Below are 13,988 nucleotides of genomic sequence, written 5' to 3' on the forward strand. Positions count from 1 at the left end.
TCGTCATTGATCGCGACAGCCGCGCCGGGCTGCGGGATGTTGCCCTTCTGCGTGAGCTCGCACGGTCGGCAGTCGTCGGGCGGCATCTTGAAGCAGGCCGACCACCAGGGATGCCAAGCCCAATGACGGCAGTCTTTGCAGCGGCTCATGGCTTCAGCCCCAAGCTCTCGCCAGCGTCGGGGGCACCGAGCAAAAAGCCCGCGAAGAACGCGGACGCGATTGCTGCGAGGCAAAGAGCGCACGACCAACCGATCCGCCACGTGCGCGAACGGTGGGGCGGGGCATCCATCGTGATCGCGATGCAATGCCAGCAGCCCACTACGGCGTTTATCAGCATCCAACCGATGAAAAGGAGTTTCATGCTTCATCCCCAACAGTCGAGAGTGACCGTGTCCTCGACGTATTCGTCGGTGCGACCGATCACGGTGAAGTTCTTGCCGGCGGCGAGGCCGAGGCGCGGATGCTGCAGGCGGACGACGGAGCCGAGCTGAGCAGCCTCCGCGACCGAGACGTGGACTTTGATCCGGTACCGATCACGCCGGACGCCATAGAGCGCCTGCAACCGGGTGGCTTCGGCGACCGCGTCGGCCTCGAAGGCGAGGCAGCTATCGATCGCGATCTCTGGCGCGGCGGGGTTCAGCGTCTTGACCGCCGGGCTTTCGACCTTGCTCTCCCGCCATTCGGTCGAGACCAAAGAGCGGCGCGCTGTGGTCGCTAGGCCCCAGACGTCATTGTCGCCCTGGACCACATGCGAGCGGCCCCAGCGAACCGTTGCACGCCACGACGGGATGCCCTTGCTATCGTCCAGCACATCGAGCCGCGCCGGGTTGTCGAGGAACTCGTAATCGCCATAGGTCTCGCCCGGATCGCTCGAGGGAAGTCCGAGCCTGCCGACGTAGAAGACGCCGAGCCGATCCGGCGCCAGCCAACCGCCGATGCTGTCGAGGACGGTGGCCGCCGCCGCCAGCGCGGTCATGTCGCCATCGACCCGAATGCCAACCTGAGCCGAATTCAGCGCATCGAGCGCGGCAAAGCTCGGCGTCGGCACCTCGGCCGCCGTGAGCCCGAAGCTCAGGAGCATGCCCCGCACAACCTGTGCCGCCGTGCGCGCGGCGTCCGTCGTTCCCTGCACGACATCGGCCGTGATGGTTGCCGCCGGCTTGGCACCGAGCCTGAAGAGCCCGAGCGCCAGGCATGTGATGAAGCTGCCGGCCAGCACCGGCGCTGCCTGGAGCGCGGCAACAGTCGGAAAGTCCGCGCCCTGGTTGAGCGGAATCGCACCGTCAAACACAGCGATGCTCGCGACCGCCGACGCCGAGACCTGATAAATCAGATCGAAAACGTTGACCGCGACGCAGGGCGCGTTCGTCACGCGACCCCAGATGCGCGGCTTCACCTGATCCTTCAGGTCGACGTTGCCCTCGGCCGTCGGGCCGTTGTTGATGGTCGTGCCCGCATAGCGCTCGGTCAGGAGCGGCTTTTCGAGATCGCTCAGCCGATCGTGAAACCGCAGCGCAATCTTGTTGATCGGGTCATCGGCGACGATCTGCTCGGCCGTGCCACGGAACAGGATCTGCGCCGAGGCAATCGGGAGCTCGATGCTGTCGAGCACCTTGATCGTGACCGGCCGCCCGTTGAAGGCATAGCCCAGCCACGCGTCGAGGTTCGTCCCGTTGGCAGGATCACCAGACGCCAGAACGACATCGCCCGCGCCGACCTGACTGGCGCCGCGCGTCGTCCCGGTCCCGAACAGGTGCCGCTCGAAGTTGCCGGGGTCGATGATACGCGGCGCATAGTAGGCGTTCGCAGGCGTGTCCGTCGGGCGCGTCGTCAGGCCTTCCGTGCCCAGATAGAGCGTCTGGACACCGGAGCCGTCATGCGCTTCGACCTCGACGAGATAGATCATGCCGCGGCCTTGCGACGTTCGGCGCGCGCGCCAGCGGCCGTGTTGCTGGCGACGACGTCGACGCCCTCACGGACATGCTGCGCGCCCGTAGCTGCGGCTTTGGCGACGAAGTTCTGCCCGGCGCTGTTCTCCTTGCGGAGCGCCTTCACCTCTTCGCGCAGCGCGCGCAGTTCGGCGACCATCGCCCCGTTTCCGCCGCCCTGCATCGGCACGGCCACCGCCGGCATGCGGAAGTTGTCGTTCATCTGGTCGAGCATGCCGACGCCGAAACGGTCGACCGCCGCGGCGCGCATTACGAATTCGCCATCCGAGAGCCGAGCGCTGATGCTGTCGGAGGTCGCGGAGCCGGGCCCGGACACATAGCCGCCGGTTGCGTAACCCTGCACAGCGCCCGAATTGCCCTGGATGCTGACCCGGTTATTGGCCGATGCGAGGTTCGCGCGGATCAGTTCGAGCAGACTAAGCATCGCCCCGAAGGAGGCGTGTTGCCGCTCGGCGATCTGCCAGGCGTTGTAGCCATTGCTCTGGATCGCAGCGAGAGACGCCTTTTGAACCTCAGCAGCATTGGCGATCGATGCCGCATTCGCGTTCGTCGACTGCGTGAAGGTCTGGATAGCCGCCAGCCAGGCGTCCTGCCCGTCAACCGCGACCGTCGTTCCATCGGTCGCCGTCTTGATCAGCTCGAGCTTCGACAGCGAGCCGGAATTGTCCGTGTCGAGCCGGGTGAACATATTGTAGAGCGCGGACTGCGACGCCATCCCGCCAAGGGCGGCCTGCATTTCCGCAAAGTCGATGTTCTGGCTGGTGTTGGTGTCGATCTTGTTGAAATAGGTCGACAGAGCCCCGGCGATCTGTTGCGCCGATCCAGAGTTCACCGCCATTTCGAGCGACGACTTCATAATCGCCAGCATGTCGACCGTCGCCTGCGCGCCGGAGTCGATTGCGTCGATGATCAGCTGCGTGTCGCTGACCATATCGGGCAACGCCTCGAGCTGTGCGATCACGCTAGCGAATATGTTCTGGTAGCCGGTGCTGCTGGCATAATAGGCCTTGGCGGCATCGAGCAGATCCGACGAGTAGGAGGTGATCCCACTCATGGCATCGCGGTCGCCACCCTGCGCGAGCGCCAGCTGCGCATTGTATTGCGACTGCGCCGCGGCGAGGCGGGCCTGCGGCGAGAGCGGGCTGTCGGCGCCGGCGCGCAGGCCGTCGGTGTATTCCTTGATCTGCTTCGCGAACCTCTGCCAGAACGAACGCGCCTCTTCGGCCGCGCGCTTCTGCTCGTCGAGCGTCTTCTGGTTCCAGTCGCGGATGATATTGTAACGCTCGGCCGCCTGAGCCTGCTCAAGCTCAACCAGGGCCTCGCCGCCCGCCTTGATCTCGGCCTGCCGTTCGCGGATGGCCTGCCGATTATAGGCGGCAAGCTGGCCTTCCAGGGTGGAGTTGTCGTTCGTCGCGTTGAACAGGCGATCGGCGAAGGCGAGCTTGCGCGCGGCGATGTCAGCCTCGCGAGCCGCGCCCTTCAGCGCCCCGTTGAATTCGTGCACCAGGCCGGAGACCTCGGGCAGGACGGCAACGAGCGTGTCGAAGGCAACGCCGGTCAGCTGCGCGCTGTCGACGATCTCCTGAGCCTTGCCGCGCAGGTAACGGTCGATCAGCGGGCCATCGGTGTTCGTCGTGCCGAGCAAAGAGGCATCGTTGCGACGCCCCGCGACGTCCTGGAACAGCTTCTGGATTTCGTCGATATAGCCAACGCCTTCGATTTCGTTGACCTCTGCGACAAGATCAGCGCGGAAGCTCGCCCTGAGCCTGTCGAGCGCAGCCGTGGCGCCCGAAGATATCGCCTCGGCGGCTTGATCTGCGGCCATCCCGAGATCGACGAGCACCTGCTGCAAACCAGCCGCGACGCCGCGGACTTCCTGCACCCGCGTCTCGACAGTGGACATTGACTTGGCGCCATCGAGCACGGCGATGGCATAAGCCCTCGCCGCCTCGGTCGACCGCTGGATCTGTGGCGCGCCTTCACCAAAGACGGTCTTCGTGTCGTCGATGAAGCCCTTTAGGGCTGTGCCAAGCGTTTTGACGGCGTCTCGCGCCTGGGCGAACGGCGAGTCCGGCCCAACGCCAGCCGCCAGGTTGCTGGCCATGCCCTCGTATGCCCGCGCGAAATCGACCTTGATCCGTTCCTCGTAGGTGACGAAGTCCTGATAGAGCTTGTGCGCCTCGTCGAGCTTGTTGGCGAAGAAGGCTGTGTCCGTCAGTTTCCGCGTAGCGGCTCGGGCATCTTCGATCTGGAGCGCAAGCGTGTTCTGCGGATCGCCGCGAAGCTGAGAGCCGAGCGTGAGAAACTGGGGCTTGGCCTCTTCATAGGCAGCTTCTGCCTGCCGCTTGCGTTCTTCCTTTGCCTTTTTGGCAGCAGAGCTCGCGCCAAGGATGCCAGAGCCAGCGCCCAGGATCGCGCCGATCGCCATCCCGACGGGGCCGAACACGGCGCCAGCCGCAGCGCCAGAGATTGCCCCCGTAAGGCCGCCAACCAGAGCGCCGCCCGATGCGCCCGCGCCATAAGCGCCGAGGGCCGCGCCGCCGATACCAGCGAGACCACTGAGGGCACTGCCCCGGTTCGCTTGGTCGAGGGTCGCGCCGGACTGCGTAGGCCCTTGCTGCGCGTCCCCGAAGCCAAAGATGTTCGCAAAGCCGGAGAATGTGCCCGCCGACGAGCCCTTCTCAACTGCCTTTGTCATCTTCGTCCAGTCGAGGTTCAACAGGCCGCCTATCCCGCCCTTTTCTGTTGGGGCGAGACCAAGGGCGACGCCTATCTGTCCCTTGCCTGTGAGCAGTCCGTCGATGACGCTATCAAGCGACCGGGCGCCGAACGACTTAATGGCCGCGTCGAAGCCTTTCCCGCTCGCGAGGTCTTTGAACAGGGAAGACAGACCCTCTGCGGTTTCGCGAAGACCGTCCTTCAGCTGCTGCTGCGCGAGTTTCGCGGCTTCCATCTTTTGGGTCGCAGCGGCGAGTGAATCGCCAAGGCGGTCCCATTCCTGACGCATGGCGTCGGTGACGGCGGCCCCGTCCTTCTTGGCCGCGCGCTCGAGATCATGGGCAAGCTTGAGCTTGATGACCTCGGTCGCGGTCTTAGAGGCGTATTTCGCCTCAAGCTCCAGTTCCTCGATCCGATCCTTCGTGCGCTGAATGAGGTTGTCGTAAGCGCTGGTCGCGTCCTTGGCCGCGCCACCGCTCTCTTCGGCCGCCTTCTTGGACGCAGCGCCGGCCTTGGCAGCATTCTTGTAAGCGTCCGCGACCTTGTTCTCGCCGGCGATCTTGCCCGCCTCACGGAGCAGATGGTTCGTCGCATCCTGATCGGCACGGAGCACCCGGAACCGGCTGCGCAGGTTGTCGACGCCAGCGCCGATCGCATCGCCGGCCTTGCCGAGATAGTCGGTCTTGCCGAAATTGTCTGCGAGGCCCTTGAAGTCCTTCTGGATGTTCTCGGCCGCGCCTTTGGACGAATTCTCAAGTCGATCAAACGACACCTTGCCCACATCTGCGAGCTTGGGAAAGTCGAGGCCGGACGGCAGCGCCGATCCGATCGCGTTCCAGGCGTTGACGAACTTCTGCAACAGCCCGAGCAGGTAGTTGACCGCGCCCTCGATGCCGCCAATGAGCGCGTTTCCCGCCCGCGTCGAGACGTCGGCAAAGGCCGCGGGCAGCCCGTTCCATGCGGCGACCGCCATCTCGTAGCCGGTCACGAAGGCGTCGATGACGGTGTTGATGCCGGTGCGCCAGCTCTCGCCGGTCGCCGCCGCAGCCGTCTGGTTCACCTCAGCGAGGTTCGAGGCTGCATCGGACACCGAGGATGTGCCGACGGCCCAGGCGTTGAACTCACGCGCGAGGTCCGCGATGATCTGGCCGCCGATCTTGAGGTTCTCGAAGCCGCGCGGCACGCGATCCAGCGCAACAACGATCTCGTCGATCGCGCCACCGAGAGCGCGGCCCGAAGCGGCGCCATCTGCGTTCTGCAGGAATCGCGTCATGGCTTGCGCGGCGCGGTTGAGCGCCGCGTCCAGGCCCCCGGCGGCAACGCTGTTGGAATATTCGTTCCATGCGGTCGCAAGGCGGTTGAGGTTGGCCGTGAGGCCGAGAGATCCGGCCTGTGCAGCCGCGCCATAGGTCTCGATCAGCTTCGCCGCGAGCTTCGGCAGGAGATCCTCGGCAAGAACCTCGCCGCCTTCCAGCATCTTCTGGAATTCGGCCGTGGTCTTGCCCATCGCCTGCGCAGCGAGGTTGAATGCGCCGGGCAAGCGCTCGCCAAGCTGCCCCTTGAGCTCTTCCGACTGGACAGAGCCCTTGGACATCATCTGCTGGACGGCGTTGAGAGCGCCGCCGGCATCGGCCGCCGACTTTCCAAGCGCGGTCATGGCGGTGGAAATGGCGACGAAGATATCGCGCGTGCCCTGCCCCTGCATGGCCGTGCCCTGCGAGGCAGCGACCATCTGCATGTACTGCTTGGCAGTTTCTCCGAGAGATAGGCCAAGCCGATCGGCTTCGGCACGGACGAAAGTGAGCTCGCGAGCACCCTGCTGCGCAGACCCGGCAGAGGCAGCAAAGCCTCGCTCCAGGGCTGCCATCTCCATGCCGACCTTGGCTATGGCGGTACCGAGCGCGATCATGGCGCCGGCGTTGATCAGCCCGATAGCGCCGGACAGAAGGCGCGCCGCGGTCGAAGCCTCATGAGCCGACCGGGCGACGTTGTCGTTTGCCGCTGCCAGGCGCGCGCTCGCAGACGCAGCCGAGTTCAGGCCGCCGCTCATGCGACCATAGCTTGCGGCAAGCCGCTCAGTTGCCGTGCTGGTCTTGATGCTTGTGGTGTTGACGCGGTCGGTCGCCCGCTCGACCTTGCCCAGATCGTTCGCGATCTTGCCAGCTGCGCGCGTCGTATTGCCTTCGGCGCGGCGCAGGCTTGCGTCGAGCGTCGAGAGATCAGCAACGATCTCAACAGCAATGGCGGCGGCTGTGTTCATTTGAGCTCACGAAAAAGCCGCCCCGGAGGGCGGCTGTGAAATCGGCAAAGATGGCGGGATGGACTAGCAGCGGTAGACGTCGCCGACCGCGTTGGCCCCAGCCCATCCGGTCGAAATGCTCTGGGTGACGATGTGCGTGCCGCCGATTTCAGCGGCCTTGTTCTTCAACTGCCGCATGGCGTCTTCGCGAGCCATCCCAGCCAGGGCCCCGCCGATCAGGTTTTGGTCGCCGCTGGCCTGCTGGAGGAATTTGCAGCCTTTTACGACGTCGGTGCTCCCGGTCAGCACGATGCGTTCAGCCCCGGCATGTGGCGACGAACACGCAGCAAGGCCCGTGAGGAAAGCAAAGGGTAGCCATAGCCGCATGATCATCTCCATCGAAAGGAGGCGATCTGACCCTACGTCCGCGGGCGTGTCCAGCATGGCCCGTTACCCCTTCCGCCGGGCCGCGAACGCTCGCATGAAGCCGACGACCTCACGGCCGTCTGTGGCGTCGATCGGAGCCGGGGGCTCATCCTTGTTCATCGGAGCGTTCTTGGCGTTGCTCGCCATCGACGCGGCGTCCATGCGGCGAAGCACAGACACTTCCCAAGGTGACGGGGCGCAGCCGGTGAGCCGCGCCCATGCGTAGATTTCGAGGTAGCTGATGGGATTGGCGCCGGCCATGCCCGCGGTGCGGGTGGCGCTGAGCTCGCAGAACCATGCCCAGATGTGTTCGCCCTCGGGCGGCAGGCTGGATCGCTCCTGTGCCTGCCGCGAGGCTTCGGCGAACTCGATTAGGTCGAGGGCGACGCTTTCAAAAAATTGGCACGATCGCCCACAAAGGCGTCGACCTGCTCGCGCAACCACGGAAGGCGCTTGTAAGCCTTGCGCGCGTTGACTGCGTTGCATTCGAGCGCTTCGCCGTCGACCACCAGGCCATGCCAGGCGATCGTGCAGGCGGCTAGCGTCTCAAGGGCGTCGGCTTCGATCTCTTCGGATGTGATCTGGCCGCGGCGCGAGGACTGCGTCTTGAGGCGGCGGTTGGCAGAAGCGCGCTGCACCTTGCGGAACCGCTCGGAGTCGGAGCCGGCGAGCGTGATCGTGATCGGCTGCCCATCCGTGCCTTCGAGCACGGCGTCGCTGATGGGGTGACGGACGGTCATGACGGCGCCGGTATCGGCGGCGGCCATATCGAGGGTAGCGAGATCCATAGGGTTCTTCCTTCGGGATTATCGGGTGATCGGGCTTGAGGTAGTGGCGGGGACGGCACCCGATGAACCGCCCCCGCCTCGCTGCGCAGCGATCAGGTGACGACGGTTGCCGGGACTTCGAGGATTTCCGTCGTGACATCGAGGTTCATCGCCATGCTGACGACATCGTTGGGGCCGCCCTGGGTGCGGCGGGCTGAGCGAACGAGAGCGCCGAAGTAGAAGATGCTCGACGTGTCGTTTGCGTCGGCCTTGTCGTTGGCTTCGAGCTTGAACGAGTAGGCGAACGATTCCTTCTCTGCGGCGCGCACCGCGATCTGGCCGGGGTCGAGAGCGTCCCAGGCGCAAGTCACGGCCATCTCGCCGGCATTGCGGGTGCCCTTGAGCTTTCGGGTGCGGCCTTCACCAACCAGATCGACGGTGATGGCGGAAGCCTCATCGCCGAAGTCGCCGAGATTGGTGACGGACTTCACTTCGACCCATGTCAGGGCGCCGTATTCGGCCGAGGTATCGGTCGCGGCGGCATGAGCGCCTGCGATGTAGAGCTTGGAGCCAGCGGTAGCTGAAATCATGGTGAGCGATCCTTATGGATGGAGCCGGGCGCCCGGCGGTTCAGAGGTTTTCGGGAGAGGTCTCAGGCAGGCCCGGGTCGTATTTCGGCGGCTTGGCCTTGGCGGCTGCGGCCTTGCTGCCGGCGATGGCGATCACGCCGGCATGCTCGCGGCCGGTGTTATAGGGAGCATCGCGATCGGCCAGCGCGAGGCTCTTGCTCTCGCCAGGCGCGAGGGTGACGAAGGCGCCGCCCTTGACCTGGAACTGCTGGTTGACGCGCGAGAGATTGCTGACCGAGTGCATGTCGGCGGCCTCCTGGATTGATGACGGGTGGATCAGACGGGCTGAAGCCGCATGGTCAGCGTGACGATGCGGCCGATCTCCTGCGCTTCTGCGGGAGCGTCGATCGGGCCGGTGGCGATCACGTCGAGCGCGCGCCATCCGGTGAAGGCAAGCGGCTGGCGATGGAACAGGACGCGGACCCGCTCGGCGGCGTCCACGACCTTGTCGAATTGGGTTGCCAGCATCCCATAGACCGCGATGTCGCGGCTGATCTGGCGCATGCTGGCGTTGATCATGTCCTGGTCGACGTCAGCGACGACGGTGGTCGAGACGATCAGCGGATAGCCGGCGCCGGTCGGCACGGGCCGCTTGGCGAAGATGCTCGGCACCGATGCCGTCACGCCGAGGAAGGCGGTCAGCGTCGCGTCACCGTTCAAGCGGCTGTAGATCGCGGTCGAGAGGGCGCGCATCAGGGCTTGCCCCGCATGATCGCCTTCACGGGCTCGACCTGCTCAGCGATCGTTGTGCGCATGAACGGGCGCGGCGCCATCTTGCTTGTCCCGTACTCGAGATAGGGCGCGTACTCGACATTGGTCGAGACGGTGCCCCGGATGGTGTTGCCTTCGCGGACGACGCTCGGCTGCAAGGACTGGCGCAGGCGCGCGGTATCGACGTGGGGTGGCTCCCCGGGTGCGGAACGCGGCGGCCCGGGCTTGCTGATCTTCTTGACCATCTCGCGATGCACGACGGCTGTTGCTGCGGCCGTTCGATCGGTCATCAGCTGCGCGATGCTCTCGAATACGTTCTTCGAGACGACGCGGGTGACGCGGGCCATCAGCCGATCCAGACCACTCGGCCATCAAGCCCAACGTAGCGAATGCGGACCTTGCCCCGAACCTTCTCGCGCAGGATCTCGTCTGTGGCGGGGTTGATGGCGATGTTGCCAGTGGGCGTCGTCACCGCCCGAACAACCTCGCCATAGAGGACGTCGCCGGTCTCAGCGTGGACCTGCCGCACGCCGTCCAGCCAGACCTCTGGATAGATGCGGTCGCCGCAAAGCACGCCATAGAAGCGCTCTCCGGGGTCGCCCTTCACGCACGAAACGCGCGTCCCATAGGGGTGGATCGCGTCCCAATCGATCTCGACCTCGACGCTGAAGGGTACCTTCTTGGCTGTCTGGGCATGGGCGGGCGTTGCAACCAATGCCAACGGCGAAATAGCGGCGGCACCGAAGAAGCTGCGGCGGTTCATGGTCAGGCTCCGGTCGGGCGGGCTTGCAGGGTCCACGTCGCGTCAGCCGGGTCGGTTGCGACCGCGATGACGGAATAGGCGACGCCCTGGATACTGATGAGGCTGTCGGTGGTCGGCGTCACGGCCACGCCGTAGCGCAACACGATGATCGAGACGTCGGTCGCCGGGATCTGGTTGCGGACGCGATAGTCGAGTTCGTATTCGATCCTCAGCGCCTTCACGTCGGTCTCGGCATAGGTTGAGATGAACCCGCCTTCCCCGTCGGGTGTCAGCGTCGGCGTGCCGATCTTGGCGTCGCGAAAATCTCCGGCCAGCGCCTCGGCGATCTCGGCCGGGATAGCGTCGAGGAAGCTCATTCCCCGGCCTCGTCTGCGATAAGCATCAGCTTGTGCTTCGCTCGTTCCATGTGCCAGAGCACGGTTCCGCCATCGGCAATCGACGACGCGAAATACTCGCTGCCATCCTTGGCGAAGCCGATTACGACGACCTCGGCGAGGCCCTCGTCGGTTGCGTCGCGCAAGACCAGCGCCGGGTCGATGTCGAGCTTGGTGATGCCGGTAAAGCGGACCACGTTATCGGTCATCACGCCCTCATGAGACTGGAAACGGTCGTCGAGGTGCGGGCGACCAGAAGGTTGCCGAGCAGATCGTCGATCGCGGCGAATGTGGTCTCGCCGCTCGCGCCGTCGGCATACTCGGTCTCGGTCTCGACGGGTCCGGCCTTCACGCGCTTGCGCTTGATGGCGCCGCCGCGAGGAAGGTCGGGGGAGAGCGACCCAGGCGCGGCGAGTTCGCGCAGAGCAGCCTCTGCGGACGCATCGACCACCTCGGCCGGGAGCTCGTCGTCGGCGATGTCCTCGCCGTCGCCGTCCACGGCAGAGCTGCGCGGCCAGGCCAACGCCTGCTCGCGGCCAAAGGCGCGGACGCCGGGCCACTGCGCGCGGTAGCGGGTATCAATGAAGCGGACGCCACGGCGCAGGGCCTGCTCGATCTGCTCATCGGTCTTGCCGAGCAGCGAGCGGCCGCGCGCCGCTGCATAGGTCATGAAGTCGGCGACGCTGAGATAACTCTCAGCGCCTTCGACCCCGCTGCCGTCTTCGACAACGAGCGCCATGTCAGCGCTTCTTGCCCTTCGGCGCGACGTCTTCCTCGGCCGGCGCCGGGGCCGGCACCTCCTTGGACACGCCGGCTTCCTTTTCGGCTGCGGCGATCATCTTTGCAGTCGGGCCGGCTCCGTCGACCTGCGTGTGATCGACGAGAACCTCGTTGGCCGTCTTCTCAAGCGGGATGCGCTCGTGAACACGTGCAACGGGGTCCTTGGGTTCCTGAACGCCGAACAGGTTCCGGCCGGCGATCTCGGCAGCGTGGTCCTGCCGCAGAGGCTGGTCGATGACCTTGGTCTCCATGCCGGCCAGGTTTTTCTCGCCGATGGCTGCGACGGCTTCGGCTTCGGCCTTGGCGGCCTTCTCCTGCAGAGCGTCGGTCTTCTCCTTCGCCTCGTCGCGGTCAACGCGGCGCTGGTTGCGCGCCTCGTTGTCGATCTTGAAGCGCTCGGCTTCGATCACCTCGACGTGCGATTTCTCGCGGCGCATGCGGTTGAATGAGGACAAACCCATGACGCTCTCCTCAGGAAGCCGCGGCGGTGGCGCCCAGGGCGATCACCTTCCAGGCCGCGCCATTGCTCGTCGCAAGGCAGGGTTGGCCGGCGCTGCCGTCGGACACGCGAACGAGCCGCCCCGCATTGCCGGCGGCAGCGGCCGGCAGCGTGGCGACGGTGAAGGTGGCGAGGGTGATATCCTCACCCGATGCGAGCTTTGCCATCGCGGCATTGATCGCGGCGGAGCCGTTCTGGCCCCGTGCAAGCTTGGCCATTGCGGCCTCCTATCTGATCGATCGGAAGGGAAAGAGGGCGCGAACGCCCTCTCGCTTAGGCCGCGGCGATGCGGTGCTTGAACTGGACGATGCGGATGTTCTTGTTCTCGTACACCCGCTCCCAGTTGGTCCCGACCTCGAGCTCGACGTTTGTCGGGCTGACGCCGGCCGGGGTTCCCTTCCACTTCGCGCCGCGCGGATGCAGCAGGAAGTGCTGGCGATTGATCAGGATGTCCTCGCCCTGCAGGGAGTCGCGGTCGGTCTCGGTCGGCACCGGGGCGTCGGCATCGGCATAGCCGACAGCGCCTTCGCCGAAGAGGTACGAGGTATAGACGCCGGACGCGACAGGCATGCTGTCGTCGACCATGACGTCCTTGCCCAGATAGACCGGGATCGTCGGCTTGCCCTCGGAATCGAGGCGATAGTCGATGAGGTTCGACTTCACCAGCTTGCCGACCACGGCCGAGTGCATCGCGAAGGCAGTCAGCTTGCCGGAGGCGTCGCCGAGCTTGTAGATCGCGTCGACCACGCCGTCGGCCGAGATGACAGCGGCTTCGCCCGAACCGGCGCTGATGTCGTGGATGTTGCCCGACATGCTGGCCGCCGCAAACACGCCCTTCAGCGTCGAGATGAGCTGCACCTGATGGCGCCGGGCCCAATAGTCAGCGACGAGATCGCCGATCGCAGCCATCGGGTCGCTGCCCGACAGGGCTTTCGCCAGGTCGTTGACGCCCCAGGCCTTGCCGCGAGCGTGGAGGACAGCGACGTCCTGGCTTGCGGTGATCTTGTCGACGCCGAGCGGGCTGGTGTCGGACAGGATCTCCTCGGCACCGGTCAGGTCCTGCCAGAACGGCATCGCCAGGGTGGTGCCGCCGCGCAGGCCGAGCAGGCTCAATTCAGGCACGGTCGCGACGATGCCGGAGTTGAACAGCGCCGAAAGCGCAGCGGTGCGCTCGCGGACGTAGGGGTTGAAGACTTCCGGGACGATGACGTCCGCAATTTTGGTAGCAGCCATGGGGAAAACTCCTGATGATTGGCTGGTTTCAACGTGAAATCAGCCGGCCATCGGCACGGCTGCGGTTAGGTTCGGGCATCGCCCGTGGTTAGGCAGCGCGCCGTCCGACGGCGCGATCGATATCGATGTCGGGGAGGCCAGCAGCCCGCATCATGCGTTCGGCCTTGACCTTGTCGGCCTTGAGGATGCGGCCCTGCTCGGTCATGTTGCGGGTGTCCTTGGCCCAGGGATTGGCCTCGCCGGAGCGGCCATTACCGCCCTTGGCGTCGCCGCCCGTGGGCTTGGCGACGAAGACCTTGCCCTCATCCGAGCCGGTCCAGTCGGTGACGAACTTGCTCAGTGCCATCGGGCCCATGTCGGTCTCGACGACTGCCTGGAACTGGCCTTCATCCTCGACCAGCTTCACGACGCCCTTGTCCTTGAGGAGGGCTTTCGCGGCGGCGAGGTATTCCTTGGAGACGTTCGCCTCGACCAGCGCGCGCATCAAACCGTCGTCGATGGTCGTGCGCCGGATCTGGGATTCAAGCAGGCCGATGCGCTCGTCCTTCTTGCCAAGCTCGCCGTTGTGCTTGCGCTCCAGCTGCTCGCGAACGCGAGCAACCTGCTCGTCGGTCTTCGGCGGGTCCTTGCCTTCAGCCTGCGCCTTCAGGCGCTCGTATTCCTCGGCGCTGAAATCTTCGGGCAGGCCTTCCAGCCGGGCACGCGCCGCAGCGAGGTCGGTGCTGAATTTGGTGCGATCCGCCTTGGTGCGCTCATGCGCAGTCTTGAGGTTCACGACAGACGGGTGATTGTCGATCCCGTCGATGTCGAGGACGAACTTGCCATCCTGTTCCTTGTACTCGGCATGAAGCGCCGCCGGGACATCGTCCAAGCGTTCAACGATCGTCTTGAGGGCCATCG

General features: G+C 65.3%; 17 protein-coding genes. All 17 read right to left on the minus strand.

What is annotated here, in order from left to right; translation table 11 throughout:
- Nucleotides 1-364: 364 nt before the first annotated feature.
- The gene (locus tag AC1D2L_RS02150) at nt 365-1,906 is read right to left on the minus strand and encodes a hypothetical protein (protein WP_476844159.1); all 1,542 of its coding nucleotides are present in this window, start codon (nt 1,904-1,906) and stop codon (nt 365-367) included.
- Nucleotides 1,903-6,927 carry a tape measure protein gene (locus tag AC1D2L_RS02155; protein ID WP_476844160.1) on the minus strand — a complete coding sequence of 1,675 codons (5,025 nt, stop codon included), beginning with the start codon at nt 6,925-6,927 and terminating at the stop codon, nt 1,903-1,905. The genes AC1D2L_RS02150 and AC1D2L_RS02155 overlap by 4 nt, the downstream gene beginning before the upstream one ends.
- 63 nt (nt 6,928-6,990) lie before the next feature.
- The gene (locus AC1D2L_RS02160; protein WP_476844161.1) at nt 6,991-7,350 is read right to left on the minus strand and encodes a DUF4156 domain-containing protein; all 360 of its coding nucleotides are present in this window, start codon (nt 7,348-7,350) and stop codon (nt 6,991-6,993) included.
- Nucleotides 7,351-7,356: 6 nt separating this feature from the next.
- A complete protein-coding gene (locus AC1D2L_RS02165; RefSeq protein WP_476844162.1) occupies nt 7,357-7,818 on the minus strand; it encodes a phage tail assembly chaperone in 462 nt (153 codons plus the stop codon).
- Nucleotides 7,704-8,120 carry a hypothetical protein gene (locus AC1D2L_RS02170; protein ID WP_476844163.1) on the minus strand — a complete coding sequence of 139 codons (417 nt, stop codon included), beginning with the start codon at nt 8,118-8,120 and terminating at the stop codon, nt 7,704-7,706. The genes AC1D2L_RS02165 and AC1D2L_RS02170 overlap by 115 nt, the downstream gene beginning before the upstream one ends.
- Nucleotides 8,121-8,212: 92 nt before the next feature.
- Nucleotides 8,213-8,689 carry a hypothetical protein gene (locus AC1D2L_RS02175; protein WP_476844164.1) on the minus strand — a complete coding sequence of 159 codons (477 nt, stop codon included), beginning with the start codon at nt 8,687-8,689 and terminating at the stop codon, nt 8,213-8,215.
- A 40-nt stretch (nt 8,690-8,729) separates the two neighbouring features.
- The gene (locus AC1D2L_RS02180; protein ID WP_476844165.1) at nt 8,730-8,972 is read right to left on the minus strand and encodes a hypothetical protein; all 243 of its coding nucleotides are present in this window, start codon (nt 8,970-8,972) and stop codon (nt 8,730-8,732) included.
- Nucleotides 8,973-9,004: 32 nt separating this feature from the next.
- Entirely contained in the window at nt 9,005-9,421 is a 417-nt protein-coding gene (locus tag AC1D2L_RS02185; protein WP_476844166.1) for a hypothetical protein, read from the minus strand.
- The gene (locus AC1D2L_RS02190) at nt 9,421-9,786 is read right to left on the minus strand and encodes an HK97-gp10 family putative phage morphogenesis protein (protein WP_476844167.1); all 366 of its coding nucleotides are present in this window, start codon (nt 9,784-9,786) and stop codon (nt 9,421-9,423) included. Before AC1D2L_RS02190 ends, AC1D2L_RS02185 begins: the two co-directional genes overlap by 1 nt.
- On the minus strand, nt 9,786-10,202 hold the full coding sequence (locus AC1D2L_RS02195) for a hypothetical protein (RefSeq protein WP_476844168.1): 417 nt from the start codon (nt 10,200-10,202) through the stop codon (nt 9,786-9,788). The genes AC1D2L_RS02190 and AC1D2L_RS02195 overlap by 1 nt, the downstream gene beginning before the upstream one ends.
- Before the next feature lie 2 nt (nt 10,203-10,204).
- Nucleotides 10,205-10,558, minus strand: coding sequence for a hypothetical protein (locus AC1D2L_RS02200; protein WP_476844169.1), 354 nt, complete (start codon nt 10,556-10,558; stop codon nt 10,205-10,207).
- Nucleotides 10,555-10,785: a hypothetical protein gene (locus AC1D2L_RS02205; RefSeq protein ID WP_476844170.1), complete on the minus strand. Its 231-nt coding sequence runs from the start codon at nt 10,783-10,785 to the stop codon at nt 10,555-10,557. The genes AC1D2L_RS02200 and AC1D2L_RS02205 overlap by 4 nt, the downstream gene beginning before the upstream one ends.
- On the minus strand, nt 10,785-11,315 hold the full coding sequence (locus tag AC1D2L_RS02210; RefSeq protein WP_476844171.1) for a DnaT-like ssDNA-binding protein: 531 nt from the start codon (nt 11,313-11,315) through the stop codon (nt 10,785-10,787). Before AC1D2L_RS02210 ends, AC1D2L_RS02205 begins: the two co-directional genes overlap by 1 nt.
- Nucleotide 11,316: 1 nt before the next feature.
- Nucleotides 11,317-11,817 (minus strand): hypothetical protein, encoded by a 501-nt coding sequence (locus AC1D2L_RS02215; RefSeq protein ID WP_476844172.1) that lies wholly within the window; start codon nt 11,815-11,817, stop codon nt 11,317-11,319.
- A gap of 10 nt (nt 11,818-11,827) precedes the next feature.
- A complete protein-coding gene (locus tag AC1D2L_RS02220; RefSeq protein ID WP_476844173.1) occupies nt 11,828-12,073 on the minus strand; it encodes a hypothetical protein in 246 nt (81 codons plus the stop codon).
- A 55-nt stretch (nt 12,074-12,128) separates the two neighbouring features.
- On the minus strand, nt 12,129-13,088 hold the full coding sequence (locus AC1D2L_RS02225) for a major capsid protein (RefSeq protein WP_476844174.1): 960 nt from the start codon (nt 13,086-13,088) through the stop codon (nt 12,129-12,131).
- Between the two features lie 88 nt (nt 13,089-13,176).
- Complete coding sequence (locus AC1D2L_RS02230) at nt 13,177-13,986, minus strand: hypothetical protein (RefSeq protein WP_476844175.1); 810 nt, start codon at nt 13,984-13,986, stop codon at nt 13,177-13,179.
- Nucleotides 13,987-13,988 lie beyond the last annotated feature (2 nt).

The sequence above is a fragment of the Allobosea sp. P1_B10 genome (assembly GCF_056406735.1).

Excerpts from the sequence above, each read along its gene's own strand:
- AC1D2L_RS02210 (WP_476844171.1), bottom strand. The coding sequence starts at position 11,315 with ATGGCGCTCGTTGTCGAAGACGGCAGCGGGGTCGAAGGCGCTGAGAGT.
- AC1D2L_RS02165 (WP_476844162.1), bottom strand. The coding sequence starts at position 7,818 with ATGCAACGCAGTCAACGCGCGCAAGGCTTACAAGCGCCTTCCGTGGTT.
- AC1D2L_RS02215 (WP_476844172.1), bottom strand. The coding sequence starts at position 11,817 with ATGGGTTTGTCCTCATTCAACCGCATGCGCCGCGAGAAATCGCACGTC.
- AC1D2L_RS02150 (WP_476844159.1), bottom strand. The coding sequence starts at position 1,906 with ATGATCTATCTCGTCGAGGTCGAAGCGCATGACGGCTCCGGTGTCCAG.
- AC1D2L_RS02160 (WP_476844161.1), bottom strand. The coding sequence starts at position 7,350 with ATGCTGGACACGCCCGCGGACGTAGGGTCAGATCGCCTCCTTTCGATG.
- AC1D2L_RS02180 (WP_476844165.1), bottom strand. The coding sequence starts at position 8,972 with ATGCACTCGGTCAGCAATCTCTCGCGCGTCAACCAGCAGTTCCAGGTC.
- AC1D2L_RS02185 (WP_476844166.1), bottom strand. The coding sequence starts at position 9,421 with ATGCGCGCCCTCTCGACCGCGATCTACAGCCGCTTGAACGGTGACGCG.
- AC1D2L_RS02190 (WP_476844167.1), bottom strand. The coding sequence starts at position 9,786 with ATGGCCCGCGTCACCCGCGTCGTCTCGAAGAACGTATTCGAGAGCATC.
- AC1D2L_RS02155 (WP_476844160.1), bottom strand. The coding sequence starts at position 6,927 with ATGAACACAGCCGCCGCCATTGCTGTTGAGATCGTTGCTGATCTCTCG.
- AC1D2L_RS02195 (WP_476844168.1), bottom strand. The coding sequence starts at position 10,202 with ATGAACCGCCGCAGCTTCTTCGGTGCCGCCGCTATTTCGCCGTTGGCA.
- AC1D2L_RS02175 (WP_476844164.1), bottom strand. The coding sequence starts at position 8,689 with ATGATTTCAGCTACCGCTGGCTCCAAGCTCTACATCGCAGGCGCTCAT.
- AC1D2L_RS02225 (WP_476844174.1), bottom strand. The coding sequence starts at position 13,088 with ATGGCTGCTACCAAAATTGCGGACGTCATCGTCCCGGAAGTCTTCAAC.
- AC1D2L_RS02170 (WP_476844163.1), bottom strand. The coding sequence starts at position 8,120 with ATGGATCTCGCTACCCTCGATATGGCCGCCGCCGATACCGGCGCCGTC.
- AC1D2L_RS02200 (WP_476844169.1), bottom strand. The coding sequence starts at position 10,558 with ATGAGCTTCCTCGACGCTATCCCGGCCGAGATCGCCGAGGCGCTGGCC.
- AC1D2L_RS02205 (WP_476844170.1), bottom strand. The coding sequence starts at position 10,785 with ATGACCGATAACGTGGTCCGCTTTACCGGCATCACCAAGCTCGACATC.
- AC1D2L_RS02220 (WP_476844173.1), bottom strand. The coding sequence starts at position 12,073 with ATGGCCAAGCTTGCACGGGGCCAGAACGGCTCCGCCGCGATCAATGCC.
- AC1D2L_RS02230 (WP_476844175.1), bottom strand. The coding sequence starts at position 13,986 with ATGGCCCTCAAGACGATCGTTGAACGCTTGGACGATGTCCCGGCGGCG.